The organism is Isoptericola luteus (assembly GCF_020297055.1).
GTDB classification, from domain to species: Bacteria; Actinomycetota; Actinomycetes; order Actinomycetales; family Cellulomonadaceae; genus Isoptericola; species Isoptericola luteus.
This window is the reverse complement of the sequence record NZ_JAIXCQ010000001.1, coordinates 288988-303274: the sequence shown is the minus strand read 5'-3', so window position 1 is coordinate 303274 and position 14287 is coordinate 288988. Positions and strand designations below refer to the sequence as shown.

14 protein-coding genes and 1 tRNA gene are annotated in these 14287 nt (G+C 73.7%); 4 read left to right on the top strand and 11 right to left on the bottom strand.

Annotation, left to right across the window (positions count from 1 at the left end; translation table 11 throughout):
• Positions 1–5 precede the first annotated feature (5 nt).
• On the top strand, positions 6–530 hold the full coding sequence (locus LEP48_RS01465; protein WP_225563739.1) for a methylated-DNA--[protein]-cysteine S-methyltransferase: 525 nt from the start codon (positions 6–8) through the stop codon (positions 528–530).
• 199 nt (positions 531–729) lie between these two features.
• Here the strand turns inward: LEP48_RS01465 and mnhG are convergent, their stop codons facing one another.
• The 8 genes from mnhG to dcd all read right to left on the bottom strand — a co-directional run bounded on the left by mnhG (position 730) and on the right by dcd (position 9117).
• On the bottom strand, positions 730–1098 hold the full coding sequence (gene mnhG / locus LEP48_RS01460; protein ID WP_225564092.1) for a monovalent cation/H(+) antiporter subunit G: 369 nt from the start codon (positions 1096–1098) through the stop codon (positions 730–732).
• Positions 1098–1520: an MrpF/PhaF family protein gene (locus LEP48_RS01455; protein ID WP_225563738.1), complete on the bottom strand. Its 423-nt coding sequence runs from the start codon at positions 1518–1520 to the stop codon at positions 1098–1100. The genes mnhG and LEP48_RS01455 overlap by 1 nt, the downstream gene beginning before the upstream one ends.
• A complete protein-coding gene (locus tag LEP48_RS01450) occupies positions 1520–2116 on the bottom strand; it encodes a Na+/H+ antiporter subunit E (RefSeq protein WP_225563737.1) in 597 nt (198 codons plus the stop codon). Before LEP48_RS01450 ends, LEP48_RS01455 begins: the two co-directional genes overlap by 1 nt.
• Positions 2113–3723, bottom strand: coding sequence for a Na+/H+ antiporter subunit D (locus LEP48_RS01445; protein ID WP_225563736.1), 1611 nt, complete (start codon positions 3721–3723; stop codon positions 2113–2115). The genes LEP48_RS01450 and LEP48_RS01445 overlap by 4 nt, the downstream gene beginning before the upstream one ends.
• Positions 3720–4217: a Na(+)/H(+) antiporter subunit C gene (locus tag LEP48_RS01440; protein ID WP_225563735.1), complete on the bottom strand. Its 498-nt coding sequence runs from the start codon at positions 4215–4217 to the stop codon at positions 3720–3722. The genes LEP48_RS01445 and LEP48_RS01440 overlap by 4 nt, the downstream gene beginning before the upstream one ends.
• Positions 4214–7096 (bottom strand): Na+/H+ antiporter subunit A, encoded by a 2883-nt coding sequence (locus LEP48_RS01435; protein ID WP_225563734.1) that lies wholly within the window; start codon positions 7094–7096, stop codon positions 4214–4216. Before LEP48_RS01435 ends, LEP48_RS01440 begins: the two co-directional genes overlap by 4 nt.
• Positions 7097–7279: 183 nt before the next feature.
• Positions 7280–8407, bottom strand: coding sequence for a hypothetical protein (locus LEP48_RS01430; RefSeq protein ID WP_225563733.1), 1128 nt, complete (start codon positions 8405–8407; stop codon positions 7280–7282).
• Between the two features lie 134 nt (positions 8408–8541).
• Entirely contained in the window at positions 8542–9117 is a 576-nt protein-coding gene (gene dcd / locus LEP48_RS01425; RefSeq protein ID WP_225563732.1) for a dCTP deaminase, read from the bottom strand.
• 206 nt (positions 9118–9323) lie between these two features.
• Here dcd and LEP48_RS01420 point away from each other — a divergent pair.
• Together LEP48_RS01420 and LEP48_RS01415 are read left to right on the top strand one after the other, a co-directional pair.
• A tRNA-Gly gene (locus tag LEP48_RS01420) sits at positions 9324–9397 on the top strand.
• 78 nt (positions 9398–9475) lie between these two features.
• Complete coding sequence (locus tag LEP48_RS01415; protein WP_225563731.1) at positions 9476–9952, top strand: nitroreductase family deazaflavin-dependent oxidoreductase; 477 nt, start codon at positions 9476–9478, stop codon at positions 9950–9952.
• A gap of 100 nt (positions 9953–10052) precedes the next feature.
• Here LEP48_RS01415 and LEP48_RS01410 read toward each other — a convergent pair whose 3' ends face one another.
• The 3 genes from LEP48_RS01410 to LEP48_RS01400 all read right to left on the bottom strand — a co-directional run bounded on the left by LEP48_RS01410 (position 10053) and on the right by LEP48_RS01400 (position 13608).
• Positions 10053–11096 (bottom strand): pirin family protein, encoded by a 1044-nt coding sequence (locus LEP48_RS01410; protein ID WP_225563730.1) that lies wholly within the window; start codon positions 11094–11096, stop codon positions 10053–10055.
• A 786-nt stretch (positions 11097–11882) separates the two neighbouring features.
• Positions 11883–12893: a hypothetical protein gene (locus LEP48_RS01405; RefSeq protein ID WP_225563729.1), complete on the bottom strand. Its 1011-nt coding sequence runs from the start codon at positions 12891–12893 to the stop codon at positions 11883–11885.
• Positions 12894–13038: 145 nt separating this feature from the next.
• Positions 13039–13608: a DinB family protein gene (locus LEP48_RS01400; protein ID WP_225563728.1), complete on the bottom strand. Its 570-nt coding sequence runs from the start codon at positions 13606–13608 to the stop codon at positions 13039–13041.
• A 63-nt stretch (positions 13609–13671) separates the two neighbouring features.
• On the opposite strand from LEP48_RS01400, the gene LEP48_RS01395 reads away from it, so the two are divergent.
• A complete protein-coding gene (locus tag LEP48_RS01395; protein WP_225563727.1) occupies positions 13672–14274 on the top strand; it encodes a TetR/AcrR family transcriptional regulator in 603 nt (200 codons plus the stop codon).
• Positions 14275–14287 lie beyond the last annotated feature (13 nt).

Sequence of the window (14287 nt, the reverse complement as noted above, 5' to 3'; positions counted from 1 at the left end):
GCACCATGAGCAGCACCGCCCGCAGCACCACCGTCACCACCCCCGACGGACCGTTCACCGTGGTCGCCACCCCCGACGGGGTCGTGCTCGCCTCCGGGTGGACCGCCGACGTCGACGACCTGGTCGCGCTCGTCCACCCGGACGTGCGCCCCGCCGACGTCACCCGCGCGCCCGGCGACGACGCCGCCGTCGCGTCGGCCGTCGCCGCGGTGCGCCGGTACTACGCCGGGCACGTGAACGCGATCGACGAGGTCGCCGTCCAGCAGCAGTCGGGTCCGTTCCGGCGCCACGCGTGGGACGTGCTCCGCACCGTCGCTCCCGGGGACCCGGTCACGTACACCCGCTATGCGGAGCTCTCCGGGCGGCCTGCCGCCGTCCGCGCCGCGGCGGGGGCGTGCGCGATGAACGCCGTCGCGCTGTTCGTGCCGTGCCACCGCGTGCTGCGCACCGATGGTGGGCTCGGCGGCTTCCGCTACGGTGTCGACGTCAAGCGCCGGCTGCTGGACCACGAGGCGCTGCACGCCCGGTGACGGCCGGGACGAGCGAGGGCTCCTCCGGCATCGAGACGGTGGACACCGCCCCGGCGACGGCGGGCACCCGGGTGGCCGCCCGCTCCAGGTCGTCGAGGGGCAGCAGCCGGTCTTCCAGCCGCCCGCGCTGCGTGCTCGACGGGCCGTCCGAGGCCAGGCCCGGCAAGGCCGGTCCGTCACGGAGGCCGGGCCGGCGACGTCAGGCGGTGTGCTCGTCGTCGTCCGGCTCCATCTGGTTGGGCTGGAGCTCGGACTCGTCCACCTTGCCGGTGCGGAACCCGGCCCGGCTGACCAGGTGCGCGCCGACGGGGGCGGTGAGGAGCTGGAACGCCACGACGAGCGCCAGCATGGCCACGGCCGACCAGCTGCGTACCCGCAGCGACAGGCCGATGAGCAGCAGGATGAGCCCGAGCACCTGCGGCTTGGTCACGGCGTGCATGCGCGCCAGGAGCGAGGGGAACCGCAGGGCCCCGATGCCGGCGGCGAACGTGAGGAACGCCCCGGCCAGGATGAACACCGCGGCCAGCACGTCGGTGATCAGGGACCAGGTCCCGGCGTCGAAGAGCATCACGACCGCCACCCCCGCCCGGAGGTCCGGCCGCCGTCCTGCTCGTCCTGCTCGTCGGGCGCCTCGGCGGCGGCGGTGCCGCCGTGACCGTGCTCCGTGCGCATGACGTCGGAGGCCCGAGCCTGAGCGGCGACCTCCTCGGGCGAGCGCACGCGGCCCTCGCCCTCCGGCTCGCGCGCCGCGAACCGGGACAGGGCGACGGACCCCACGAACCCGACGAGCGACAGCGCCACGAGGATGGGGATGGTCTCGGTCCGTCGCACCCACGCGGCCTCGATCGCGATGGCGCCCACCAGGCTCGCGGTGAGGAGGTCGAGCCCGAGGGCCCGGTCGAGCATCGACGGGCCCTTCTCGATCCGGATCAGCGCGAGCACGGCGGCGGTCACCACGAGCGTGACCGCCACGATGACGACGACGACCATCAGGCCACCTCCTCGTTCGACGTCCGGCCGCCGGGTTGCGGCACGTCGCACTGCGCGAGCACGTCGTCGGAGGCGAACGCCCGCAGCACCCGCTCCTCGAGCTGCAGCACGTTGCGACGCACGCCCTCGACCCCTCCGGAGTCCTCGATGTCCAGCACGTGCAGGTAGACCAGGCCGGTGCGCCGCTGCGCCTCGACCACCAGCGACCCCGGCACGAGGGTGGACAGGACGGCGGTGATCGTGAGGAAGACGTCGTCGGGGTTGCGCAGCTGCACGACGACGACGGCGCCCCGCGGCACGTACCGGGGACGCAGCGCCATGAACGCCACGTGGAACGACGCGACGACGAGGTCCGCGACGAACCGCCCCGCCAGCACGAGGAACGGCCCCAGCCGGAACCTGCCCTGCGCCGCGACGGGGGGAAGGGGGAAGACGACCATGATCAGGACGGCGAGGAGCGCCCCGGCGATGACGTTCGCCCAGGACAGGTCGCCCCACAGCAGCACCCAGATGGCGGCGAGCACGGCGATGGCCGGCCACTGGGCCACGATCCCGCGCACGGTGCGCACGGTCCGTCGCCGGGGATGCAGGCTCACGGGTGGTCACCCCCGCCGGTCTCGTCCGCGACCTCGACCGACTCGCCAGTGCCGCGCTCGGAGCCGCCCGGGAACACCGCGTCGACGTAGGTGTGGCCGTCCATGGCGGCGCTGGCGGCCCGTTCCGCGTACCCGTACAGGGGGCCGGCCGCGACCGTGAGCATCAGGCCGAACGCGACGAGCGCACCGGCGGGCCACACCATCCCGCGCGGCAGCGCCACGTGCGGCTCGATCTCGGGCGGCGCCGTCTGCCAGAACGCCTTGTTCCATGCCTTGACCACCGCGTACAGGGTGAGCAGCGACGTCACGACCGACCCGACGACGAGCGCCCAGGCGAGACCGGAACCGTCGGCGACGCCCTCGGTGAGCAGGCCCACCTTGCCGAGGAACCCGGACATCGGAGGGATCCCGCCGAGGTTCAGCGCGGGGATGAAGAACAGGATCGCGAGCCCCGGGGCGAGCTTGGCCAGCCCGCCCAGCCGGTCGAGCGACGTCGAGCCGCCCCGCCACTCCACCAGGCCCACCACCAGGAACAACGCCGTCTGGACGGAGATGTGGTGCACCACGTAGTAGATGGCCGCGGCGGTGCCCGCCTCGGAGGCGAGGGCGACGCCGAAGATCATGTAGCCGATGTGGCTGACGAGGGTGAAGGACAGCAGTCGTTTGAGGTCGTTCTGCGCCACGGCACCGAGGATCCCGATGATCATGGTGAGCAGCGCGAGCACGAGCAGCACCTGGTCGACCGTGTCGTGCTGGGGGAACAGCACGGTCTGCGTGCGCAGGATGGAGTACACGCCGACCTTGGTGAGCAGGCCCGCGAACACGGCGGTGACCGGGGCGGGCGCGGTCGGGTACGAGTCGGGCAGCCAAGCCGAGACCGGGAAGATCGCCGCCTTGATGCCGAACGCGAGCAGCAGCAGGGTCTGCAGGGCGACGCGGACCGTCGGGTCGATCTCGGGGAGCCGCACCGCGAGCTGGGCCATGTTCACGGTGCCGGTGGCCGCGTAGATGAGGCCGATGGCGGCGAGCAGCAGCAGGGAGGCCACGAGCGCGACGATGACGTAGACCGACCCGGCGCGAATCCGCTCGGCCGTGCCACCGAGCGTGAGCAGCACCGACGACGCCGCGAGCAGGATCTCGAAGCCGACGTAGAGGTTGAACAGGTCGCCTGTGAGGAACGCGTTGGCCACGCCCGCAGCGAGCACCAGGTAGGTGGGGTGGAAGATCGCGACCGGCAGGTTGGCGACGCGCTGGCCCTTGTCCGGGATCTCGTCGCCCTCGGGCACGCCCTGCCCCAGGGAGTACAGGAGCACGCAGAGCAGCATCACGCCGCTGACGGTGAGCATGAGCGCGGACAGCCGGTCCGCGACCAGGTCGATGCCGACGGGCGCGGCCCAGCCGCCGACGTCGACGACGATCGGCCCGGAGTCGACCACCACGACGAGCGCGGCCGACGCGGCGGTGGTGGCCGCGAGGGCGGCGACGCTGATGACCCGCTGCGCGACAGGGAACCGGTGCAGGGCGAGCGTCAGCCCGGCCGCGAACAGCGGCAGCAGCACAGGAAGCGGCACCAGCGTCGCGGCGCTCCACAGGGGTTCGGTGGTCATCGGGCCCCCTGGGTCTCGTCCTCGTCGTCGTCGACGTCGTCGAAGACGTCGGCGGCTTCCTCGTCCAGCGTCTCGCCCGTCTCCGCGGCGTCCGCGTCCTCGAACGCGGGCGCGTTGAGCGCGGCGTGCCGCGCGACCCGGCGGTCCTCGACGTCGTCCGCGACCTCGTCGTGCCCGTGCATCTGCCACGAGCGGTACGCCATCGCCAGGACGAACGCGGTGAGCGCCAGCGTGATGACGATCGACGTGAGCACCATCGCCTGGGCGAGCGGGTCGCTCATCCGCTCGCTCGCGGGGGAGTTCCCGACGATGGGCGGGGCGCCCGCCCGTCCGCCCGCGACGACGAGCATGAGGTTCACGCCGTTGCCGATGAGGACGAAGCCGAGCAGCACGCGGGTCAGCGGCCGCTCCAGCAGCAGGTAGACGCCGGTGCCGCAGAGCACGCCGACGGCGATCACGAGGGCGAGGGACGGCGTGGTGTCCAGGACGGTCATCGCGCTCCCTCCCCGGCCTGCTCCAGCTCACGACGGCTCAGGTCGCCCTGCCGGTCGAGCTCGGCGCCGAGCGCGCGCAGCAGGTCGAGCACCAGCCCGACGACCACGAGCATCACGCCGATGTCGAAGAACAGCGACGTCACCAGGTGCACGGTGCCGATGACCGGCACGTGCAGGTCGACGATGAAGCTCTCCAGCACGTCGTGCCCGGACACCAGCGACGCCAGCCCCACGCCCGCCGACAGGAACAGCCCGGTGCCGAGCAGGAGGCCCGGGTGCACCGGCAGCGCCTCGGCCAGCTCGTAGCGGCCGCCCGCCAGGTACCGCACGGTCAGCGCGATGCCGGCGACGAGGCCCGCGGCGAAGCCGCCGCCCGGCGCGTTGTGCCCGCTGAACAGCAGGAAGAGCGCGAACAGGATCATCACGTGGAAGATCACGCGCGTGACGACCTCGAACATCACCGAGCGCCGCTCGGGGGCGACCGTGCTCACGGCCGCGAGCCACACGCGGCGCGTGAACGTGTCGGGCGGGACGTCGTCGCCGCTGGAGAGCCGCAGCGCCTCGGCGTTGCGCTGGCGCAGGAAGACCAGGGACGCGACGCCGGTGGCCGCGACCAGCAGCACGGAGATCTCGCCGACGGTGTCCCAGGCACGGATGTCGACGAGGGTGACGTTGACGATGTTCTTGCCGCCGCCGAACTCCACCGCCTCCGACGGGAAGTCGACGCTGATCGGGGTGGCGACGCGCGCCAGCGGTGCGGCAATGGTCAGGCCCATCATGACCAGGCCCGTGACCACCGCGAGGAACAGGCGCAGCCATCGGCTCGCGGCCAGAGGCCGATCCGTGAAGTAGGGGGGCATCCGGCGCAGCACCAGCACCATGACCACCAGGGTCACCGTCTCGCAGAGCACCTGGGTGAGGGCGAGGTCGGGGGCGCCGTGCAGCAGGAACAGCGCCGCGTTGGCGTAGCCGGCGACGCCGACGAGCAGGACCGCCTTGAGGCGCCGCCGGGCGCGGGCGGCGAGGACGGCCGACGCGGCGATGATCAGCACGACGGCCAGCTGGGCGGGCTCGTCCCAGGGCACCACCTCCACCGGGACGGTGGTGCCGCCGGCGAGGCCGCTCGCGATGATCGCGCCCGGGGCGACAGCGAGGACCACGAGGATGATGCCGAGGTAGACGGGCAGTGAGCCGCGCTGCGTGGCCGCCGTGACGTCGGCGGCGACGTCGTCCAGACGGCGCATGGTGCGCCGGTAGACGACGTCCGCACCGCGGGGGGACCACAGCGCGTCCTGGAGCCGTTCGACGCGCGCCCGGCCCCAGAACATGGCGGCGCCGCCGAGCAGCACGAGCACGGTGACCGCGAGGACCGGGGTGAAGCCGCCCCACAGGACGAGGTGGCCGGGATCACCCTTCGGGTACAGGTCCGCGTAGGGCGCGAGCAGCCGCTCCCCCACCCCCGGCGTGAGGGCGAGCACGAGGCCCATGAGGGCGAGGGCGAGCGGCGGGCCGACGAGCAGCCACGGCTGGCGGCGCACCGGGGTGGGCACCGTGACCTGAGGTGCCACGGACCGCTTCGTGCCGAACGCGCCCCACGCGAAGCGCAGCCCGTACGCGACGGTGAGGGCCGACCCGGCGGCGACGGTGAGCAGGGTCGCGGTCGCCAGCGCGTCGCCCCCGTGGGTGACGTCGTGCCAGAGCCCTTCGAGCGCGGCCTCCTTGGCGACGTAGCCCGCGAACGGCGGGAACCCGATCATGGAGGCGGTGGCGAGCAGGCCCGCCGCGGTGGTGAACGGCATCGTGCGCCACAGCCCGGAGAGCTTGCGCAGGTCGCGCGTCCCGGTGGCGACGTCGATGCCGCCGACGACGAGGAACAACGCCGCCTTGAACATGGCGTGCGCCCCCAGCAGGGCGAGCCCGGCGAGCGCGAGCGCGCGTTCGCCGCTCCCCAGCAGCAGGATGATCAGCCCGAGCTGGGAGACGGTGCCGAAGGCGAGCACCAGCTTGAGGTCGTGCTGGCGCAGCGCGCGGTAGCCGCCGAGCAGCAGGGTGCCGCCGCCCAGGACGACGACGAGCCACCGCCACACGGGCAGGTCAGACAGCGACGGGGCGAACCGGGCGACCAGGTAGACCCCGGCTTTGACCATCGCCGCCGCGTGCAGGTACGCGGACACCGGCGTCGGCGCGGCCATCGCGGCCGGCAGCCAGAAGTGGAACGGGATCAGGGCGGACTTCGTGGCGGCGCCGGCCAGGAGGCACACGGCGGCGACGACCGCGGGGGTGCCCGTCGGCGGGTCGGCGACCACCTCGGAGATCCGCCACGTGCCCGTCCCCACGCCGAGCACGATGAGGCCGACGAGCATCGCCAGGCCGCCCGCCGTCGTGACGACGATCGCCTGCATGGCCGCGCGCCGGGACGCTTTGCGGTCGGCGTAGTGACCGATCAGCAGGTAGGAGAAGACGGTGGTGAGCTCCCAGAACACGAAGAGCATCAGCAGGTCGTCGGACGTGACCAGGCCGACCATCGCGCCCGCGAAGGCGGTGAAGATCGCGGCGAACCGGCCGGTGCCGAGGGCGTCACGCGCGAAGTACGCCGAGCAGTAGACCAGCACCAGGGCACCGACGCCGCCGACGACCAGCAGCATGAACCAGGCAAGGAGGTCGAGACGCAGGTCGATCGACAGCTGGAGGCCGGGCACCCAGGCCGTGCGTGAGACGGGGAGGTCGCCCGCCAGGACCCGTGAGGTGTTCGCCAGTGCGTAGCCCGTCGCCGCCGCGGGACCGATGGCGAGCACCCAGAAGGCACGCCGACCGAGCCATGACACCAGAGCCGGCGCCATGAGGGCCAGCAAGAAGGTGAGCAGCAGCACTGGGAGCACAGCACTCCGTCCGGTCGAGGGGCGGGGCAGGGCTTTACTCTAATCGGTCCCTGCGGCCCACCGGCTCCGGTGGCGTGATCTGCGGACGTGACGTGGATCTCGACCCGACCCTACGACTTCCCGGGCGGCTCGTCGTGGCCCCGCCCCCCGGCCGTGCCGCCACAGGTGCCGCTACAGGTGCTGCTACAGGTCCTCGGGCGCGAGCAGGAAGTCCGCCTCGTCGGCGATCTCGCCGCCCGTCGCGGCATGGATCGCCACCGCCATCCTGCCCACGAGGTCCGCCGCCCGCTTGCGCGCGACGACGTGGCCCGGCTGGGGGAACTCGCGCTGCGACTCCACCAGGTCGGGCGCGTCCCAGCGCACGTGGTAGCAGACGGCGCCCGACGCGGCCCACGGCAGGTCCCGCACCAGCAGCGGCAGGCGTTCCTCGCCGGACACCTCGACCGTGATCGAGCCGTCCACCCCGAGGTCGGTCACCAGCCCGTAGGCGTCGAGCACCATCGGGGCCTGCAGCGCGTCGATGTCGAAGTCGTCCGCACGGGCGTGCAGCGCGCGGCGGGCCTCGTCGTCGAGCGGCTCGCCCGGGTACAGCGGGCGCTCTGCGAGCCCCTTCGGGGGGCCCTGGTACGGCTTGCCCTCGGTGGCGAGACGGACGCGCGGGTGCGCTCCCTGCAGCACCCGGTGCGCGGCCTGCGGGTCGAGCCAGACGTCCGTGTAGACCGTCAGGTCGACGGCGACGCCCGGGTCCGGCGTCAGGACGTGGCCAGGACCGGGGCCGCGTCGGCCGCCGTCCGCCTCGTCCCAGGTGCCGGCGACGTCGAACCGCACCGACCCCCCGAGCCGCCGGGCCGCCTGGATCAGCCAGACCGCGACCCGCTCCTCCTCCCGGTTCGGCAGGCCGGCGGGGAACGCCCGCGCCAGGCCGTCCCTGTCACCGCCGTACTTCTGCGGCTCGTCCCAGCGCTCGCGCGGGCACACGACGTCGAACACCAGCGCGGTGCCGCCCGGCAGCCCGAGGTCCATGCCCGCGGCCTGCGGCGCGTACGGGCCGGTGATGGTGCTGTGCCGCGAGAGGCGCAGCACCCCGGGCTCGCCAGGGTTCGCCATCCGCCCGACGGGCACGTCGGCGCCCGGCAGGTCCGCGGGCACCACGTCCCAGCGGGTGCCGACGAAGCGCGACATCGCGAGCACCTCGACCTCGTCGACGACGACGTCCGCCGGTACCGCGAGCAGGTGGCGCGCCTGGTGCCCCTGGGCCGCGGCCCGCGGCAGCGGGGGCAGGGCAACGGGGACCGACGCGTTCTGGGCCATCAGGCGGGCTTCCTTCCGGGACGTGGGCGCGGGGCGCCCCGCACCGGTACCGGCGCGGCGGGACCGAGCGTAGCGACGTCTGCCCCCGCCACGGAACAGCCCTCCGCCCGGCTCCCCGCCGGGAGCGGTCCTGGTCAGAGCCCGCTCCGGTGGAAGGACTGCCAGGAGCGGCTCGCCGTCGGGCCGCGCTGGCCCTGGTACCGCGAGCCGTAGGCGTCGGAGCCGTACGGGTGCTCGGCCGGCGACGAGAGCCGGAAGAAGCACAGCTGACCGATCTTCATGCCCGGCCACAGCGTGATCGGCAGCGTCGCCACGTTGCTCAGCTCGAGGGTGACGTGCCCCGAGAACCCCGGGTCGATGAAGCCGGCCGTGCTGTGGGTGAGCAGGCCCAGCCGGCCGAGGGAGGACTTGCCCTCGAGGCGCGCGGCGACGTCGTCGGGCAGCGTGACGCCCTCGTACGTGGAGCCCAGCACGAACTCGCCCGGGTGCAGCACGAACGGCTCGCCGGACGCCACCTCGACGAGGCGCGTCAGCTCGGGCTGCTCCTGAGACGGGTCGATGAAGGGGTACTTGTGGTTGTCGAACAGCCGGAAGTAGCGGTCGAGCCGGACGTCGATGCTGGACGGCTGGAGCATCGAGGGCTCATAGGGGTCGAGGACCACCCGCCCGGCGTCGAGCTCGGCACGGATGTCGCGGTCGGAGAGCAGCACGAGCACACGGTAGCCGCCGGACCCGCCCCCTGGCCGGACGTCCGGGAGTGAAGACGTCCACGGTCGCCCGGACGTCTCGGCGGACACCCCAGGCGCGCCGAGGTGGCGCGATCACCGGGCGAACACGGCGCGACCTCACATCGGTTCGGAGTATGGGCGCCAGTTGGGTATGATCGGGGCGCGCACACCATCAGCGGTGCTGCTGCGCGGGTGTAGTTCAATGGTAGAACTTCAGCTTCCCAAGCTGATAGCGCGGGTTCGATTCCCGTCACCCGCTCCACGGAAGGCCCGGACCGCATCGACGGCCCGGGCCTTCGTCGTCCCCCACCTGCCGTGCCGTCCGGGCTACGTTGCATCCATGGGCCTCGTCTCGCGCGCGCTGCACACCCGCTGGTTCGTCCGCTCCCCCATCAGGCTGTACCGCAGCGGCCTGGGGTTCCTCCTCGGCGACCGGATGCTGATGCTCACGCACCGTGGGCGCACGAGCGGCGAGCCCCGGTACGTGGTGCTCGAGGTGTCGGACCGCCCGGCGCCGGACCGGATCGTCGTCGTCGCCGGGCTCGGCCCCCGCTCGCAGTGGTTCCGCAACATCCAGGCGGACCCGCGGGTGCTGGTGTCGATCGGGCGTCGGCGCGACGTCCGGGCGCGGGCCGCCGTCATGTCGCCCGACGACGGCGCCGCGATGCTCGCGCGCTATGCCGCGGAGCACCCGGGCTCCTGGAACGCGCTGCAGCCCGTCGTGGCGGAGTGGGCCGAGCCGCTCGCCCGCGAGCGCGGGCTGGACGACTCCTTGCGCGTCGTCCCCGTGGTGGAGCTGCGGCTCGAGCTCGACTGACCTCCGCCGGCCGGCGCTGCGCTGTGAGCGGGCGTTCGGCCCCCTTGCGGCGCGCCAACAGGGCCAGACGTCCGCTCACAGCGGGAGGGCGCGGGGGCGGTCAGGGCCGGCGGCGCGTCCGGGGCCGGAGCCGGACGTCGGGCAGCGCCGGCGCCCGCAGCGGACCGCCGCCCTCGTAGCCGTGGACCTCGCCGAACCGGAGCGCGGAAGCGCCGGCGACGTAGGCGGTCTCGACGTCGCCGCCCGCGCCCTCGCCCACCTGGGCCGTCCAGTCGTCGCGGGCGCGGACGATCTCGTCGTGGGTGCGGCCCACGAAGTTCCACCACATGAGGATGTCCTCGTCGAACGGCACGCCCCCGATGAGGACGGCACGCGCGGGCGCGTCGCCGGCCGTCACGACCAGGCGGTCCCGGCCCGGAGCCACGTAGCCGAGCGCCGCCGGGGGGACGACGTCGCCCGCGAGCGTGACGTCGCCCGTGTCCACGAGCAGCGCGTGCTCGAACGCCGGGTCCACGTCGAGCTCGACGCGTGAGCCTGCGGCCAGGTCGAGCTGCGCGCCCACGAGCGGGCTGTAGGTCCTGGCGGGCGAGACGAGCGTGCGCTCCGCGACGTCCAGGGCGCCCATGAACACCTGGACCCGCGCGCCGTCGACCTCGGCGACCGGCAGGTCCTCGTGGTGCTCGAAGTGCGGGGCCACGTCCTTGTGCTCGGCGGGCAGCACCGTCCACAGCTGGACACCGTGCAGCGTGGGCGCGCGGCCGGCGGCGGGCGTCTCCTCGGAGTGCGAGATCCCCGCGCCGGCGGTCATGAGGTTGAGCTCTCCTGGCCGGACGGTCACGAGCGAACCCACCGAGTCCCGGTGCACGATGTCGCCCGCGAAGAGCCACGAGACGGTCTGGAGCCCGATGTGCGGGTGCGGCGGCACCTGCATCCCCGCCGAGCGGCTGACGTCGTCGGGCCCGTAGTGGTCGCAGAAGCACCAGGCGCCGACCAGGGAGCGCCGGCGCTGCGGGATGGTGCGGCGCACGGTCATCGCGCGCAGTCCGCCGAGCGGCACGTCCCGCGCGGTGAGCAGCTCCACGCCGGCGGGCTGGTCGCCCGCGGTGCACGCGCGCTCCGCCGGGCGGGTCTCGAGGTTGCTCATGACGGCGAGCGTCTCACAGCCGCGCGGGAGATGCCGAGGCCCCCCGGGGCGGCCGGGGGGCCTCGGAGATCACCGCGAACCCCTGATCGACGGTCCCGGGGATCAGGGGCGCCGTGGTCGACGTCACGGCCCCGACGGCTCGTCGGCCCCCGTGAGGCGCATGCACGACGCCGTGCGTCGCTGCCTCACGAGCCCGTTCTCCACGAGCACGCCAGTCGCGGGTGGTCTTCCGGCCCCGTACAGGTGCCTGCGTCGTCACCCGCAGCCCGTACCGCGGTACGGGGCGACCCGTCGTTCTCCGGTCGACCGACGCCTCTCGGTGCGGGTGCACGACCATGCCCTGAAGGGCGATCGGCGACCCGACCTCTTCGAGACCGGTAGCCACGTTTCTAGACCCGCAACGGAGCGGGTGCAAGGGGTGAACGGGAGGTTTTCTGGGGCCGAACTTTGACCACAGGTTCGTCCACAGGCGCTGGCCCGGAATCCCCACACCGCCCACAGGCCTGTGGAAGAAATCTGTGGACAGTCACTCCGTCCCGCACCCCGCCCACCGCGGCCGAGCGGGGCTCCGCGCGACCCCGCCGGCGAGCCGGCGGTCTGGCCGGAACCCGCATGAACGTTCACAATCGGCGAGATCTCGCGGTTTCCGCGCCCGACGACCGCTGCGGTGACGCCCTCGGCGGCCCGATCCGCTCGCCCCGGGACCCGCACGGACGAGGAACGCCCCAGGTGAGCGCGCTCTGAGCCGTTCAGACGTCCGTCTGCACACAGGGCTGTGGACAACTTTCACGATCTCCAGGCGCGGACGCCGGACGCCCCCGCCGCCGTCCGGCGCTCCAGGTCCGGGTTGCGCAGCGCGAAACCGCCGTCGTCGACCACCTCGCCCCCGGCCCGCTGCGCCAGCACGATCGCCAGCCGGGCGAGCAGCGCCCGCACGCGCGACCGGGCGATGAGGTGCAGCCCGGAGGGGTGCTCCACCTCCAGCTCGAAAGGGTCCGGCGGCAGCCAGCGCAGCCGGTGGGCCACGCCGCCACCGACCGTCGCCGTCGCGCCAGGCGCAGGCGCGCCCGGGACGACGTCTGCCAGGAGGCTCCCGTCGTACGACGTGGACGCGACGACGCCGTACGAGGCGCCGGGCGTCCGGTCCGCCGGCTGGGCGTTCGCCACCACCGACCGGACCGCCGCCAGGAGCTCGGCCGGGTCGAGCGCGCGGTCGGCGTGCAGCACGAGGTCGACGCCGCCCTCCGGATCCGGCCGCAGCGCCTGGGCACCGTCCGCGAGCAGCACCCCGCCGGCCCGCCGTGCCACGGCGACGCCCCAGCGCACCAGGTGCAGCTCGGGACCCTCGGGCAGCCCGCTCGCGAACACGCGGCGGATGCCGTCACGGTCGTCGTACGACGTGGGTCGCACCCCGCGCACGTCGGGCAGGCCGTCGGCACGACCGAGCGCCCAGGCCTCGGCGGGGCCAGCGGCCCCGACGACCCCGACGGCCTCGGCGGCCCCGACGACCCCAACGGCCTCGGCGGCCTCGGCGGCGACAGGGAAGGGCCCGACGGCGCGATGCACCTCGCCGAGCCTCAGCACGCCGGGCTCGGCGGCGACCACCTCCGCCGTCCGCATCCCCCGGAACCTCGCGCCGACGGCCTTCGGCTCTCGGGTGGTCCGGGGCGGGACCAGCCAGTCCACGTCGTCGAACCAGGCCGGCGCGAGGTCCGGCACCGTGAGAGCAGCCGCGGGGACGACGAGCACATGGTCCGACGCGTGCTCCGCGGGGACGAGCGTCTGGACGGGTGACATACCAGGACGCTAGTGATCCCGCAGGTCACGGTCTATGACGATCGTGTGACAAGCCGGTCACGATGCGTGGCACCGAGCGACGGCGGGCGGCCGCGCGGCGCCGCACGGCAGCCCCGACGACCGCCGGTGGGCTTCGACGGGAGGCTCAGGCGCGCACGTCGTACAGGTGGTGCACGATGTCGTGCAGGAAGTACTGGCCGAGGGTTCGCACGGTGAACTGCGACCCGTCCGACCGTCGTCCGACCCGCCCGACGTCCGCCGGGTCGACCCCGTCGAACCGGTCGGCGACGACGGCGCCGGACTCTTCGAGCTCGTGCGCGAGCCGGGCCGGGTCCTGCGACGCGTAGCCGCCCTCGATCGCGGCGACGTCCTGGTCCCAGTTGGCGAACAGCGGGTCGTCCTGCGAGAGCATGAGGCCGAGCCGCTCGTCGAAGATCCGGAAGACGTCGCGGACGTGGGCGCCGTACTCGAGCGGGGACCACACGCCGGGCTCGGGGCGCTCCCGCGCGTCCGGCCGGGCGAGCACGGCCCGCCAGCGCGGCAGCGAGTCGCGGACCGCCGCACCGACGTCCGGCACCTCCACCTGAGCGGCGGCGAACCCGCACTCGGGACAGCGTTCCCGGAGCACCCAGGTCCAGTCCTTGGTGTCGGGGACGATCGCGTCCGGGACGCCGGCGTCTCCCGGCGTGGGGCGGGGTGTCGTGGAGTCCGTCACAACTGCACCATAACGCCCGGCCCGTGGTCAGAGGTGCTGACAACGAGTGCCTATGATGTCAGCATGCCCAAGATCATCGGCAACAGCCTCCACGAGCACCGCCAGATGACCCGGCACAAGCTGTTCGCCGCCCTGTCGACGCTGATGGCGGAACGAGGCTTCGACTCCATCACGCTGGCCGACATCGCGACGGCAGCGGGCGTGGGTCGCACCGCGGTCTACAACCACTTCCCGGACAAGGAGGCGCTGCTGCTGGGCTTCATCACCCACGAGACGGAGCAGTACGCGCAGACCCTGGAGCGGGCGCTGGCGGACGTCTCCGACCCCGTCGAGCAGCTGCGCACGTACATCCGGCAGCAGGCGCAGCTCGCCCGCGTCTTCCACCTCGCCCCCGGCCCGGACCTGCGCTCGGTGCTGTCGCGCTCCACGCAGTCCCGGCTGCGCGAGCACGCGGAGATCGTCGAGTCGATCCTCAAGCGCATCCTGCGGGCCGGCATCGGCCTCGGTGAGTTCCCGGAGCAGGACATCGAGCCGACCGTGCAGCTCGTCAACGCCTGCCTCTCCGGGCGCCTCATCCCGGACGACCCCGTCGCCCGCGAGCGGGCGATCCGCGCCGCGGAGGCGTTCGTCCTGCGCGCCGTGGGCGCCCGCGGCGTCGCCGCCTGACTCCCGAGCGCCA

Coding starts and splice junctions, on each gene's coding strand:
- LEP48_RS01465 (WP_225563739.1), top strand. CDS start 6: ATGAGCAGCACCGCCCGCAGCACCACCGTCACCACCCCCGACGGACCG.
- mnhG (WP_225564092.1), bottom strand. CDS start 1,098: ATGCTCTTCGACGCCGGGACCTGGTCCCTGATCACCGACGTGCTGGCC.
- LEP48_RS01455 (WP_225563738.1), bottom strand. CDS start 1,520: ATGGTCGTCGTCGTCATCGTGGCGGTCACGCTCGTGGTGACCGCCGCC.
- LEP48_RS01445 (WP_225563736.1), bottom strand. CDS start 3,723: ATGACCACCGAACCCCTGTGGAGCGCCGCGACGCTGGTGCCGCTTCCT.
- LEP48_RS01440 (WP_225563735.1), bottom strand. CDS start 4,217: ATGACCGTCCTGGACACCACGCCGTCCCTCGCCCTCGTGATCGCCGTC.
- LEP48_RS01430 (WP_225563733.1), bottom strand. CDS start 8,407: ATGGCCCAGAACGCGTCGGTCCCCGTTGCCCTGCCCCCGCTGCCGCGG.
- LEP48_RS01415 (WP_225563731.1), top strand. CDS start 9,476: ATGGGCCTCGTCTCGCGCGCGCTGCACACCCGCTGGTTCGTCCGCTCC.
- LEP48_RS01410 (WP_225563730.1), bottom strand. CDS start 11,096: ATGAGCAACCTCGAGACCCGCCCGGCGGAGCGCGCGTGCACCGCGGGC.
- LEP48_RS01405 (WP_225563729.1), bottom strand. CDS start 12,893: ATGTCACCCGTCCAGACGCTCGTCCCCGCGGAGCACGCGTCGGACCAT.
- LEP48_RS01395 (WP_225563727.1), top strand. CDS start 13,672: ATGCCCAAGATCATCGGCAACAGCCTCCACGAGCACCGCCAGATGACC.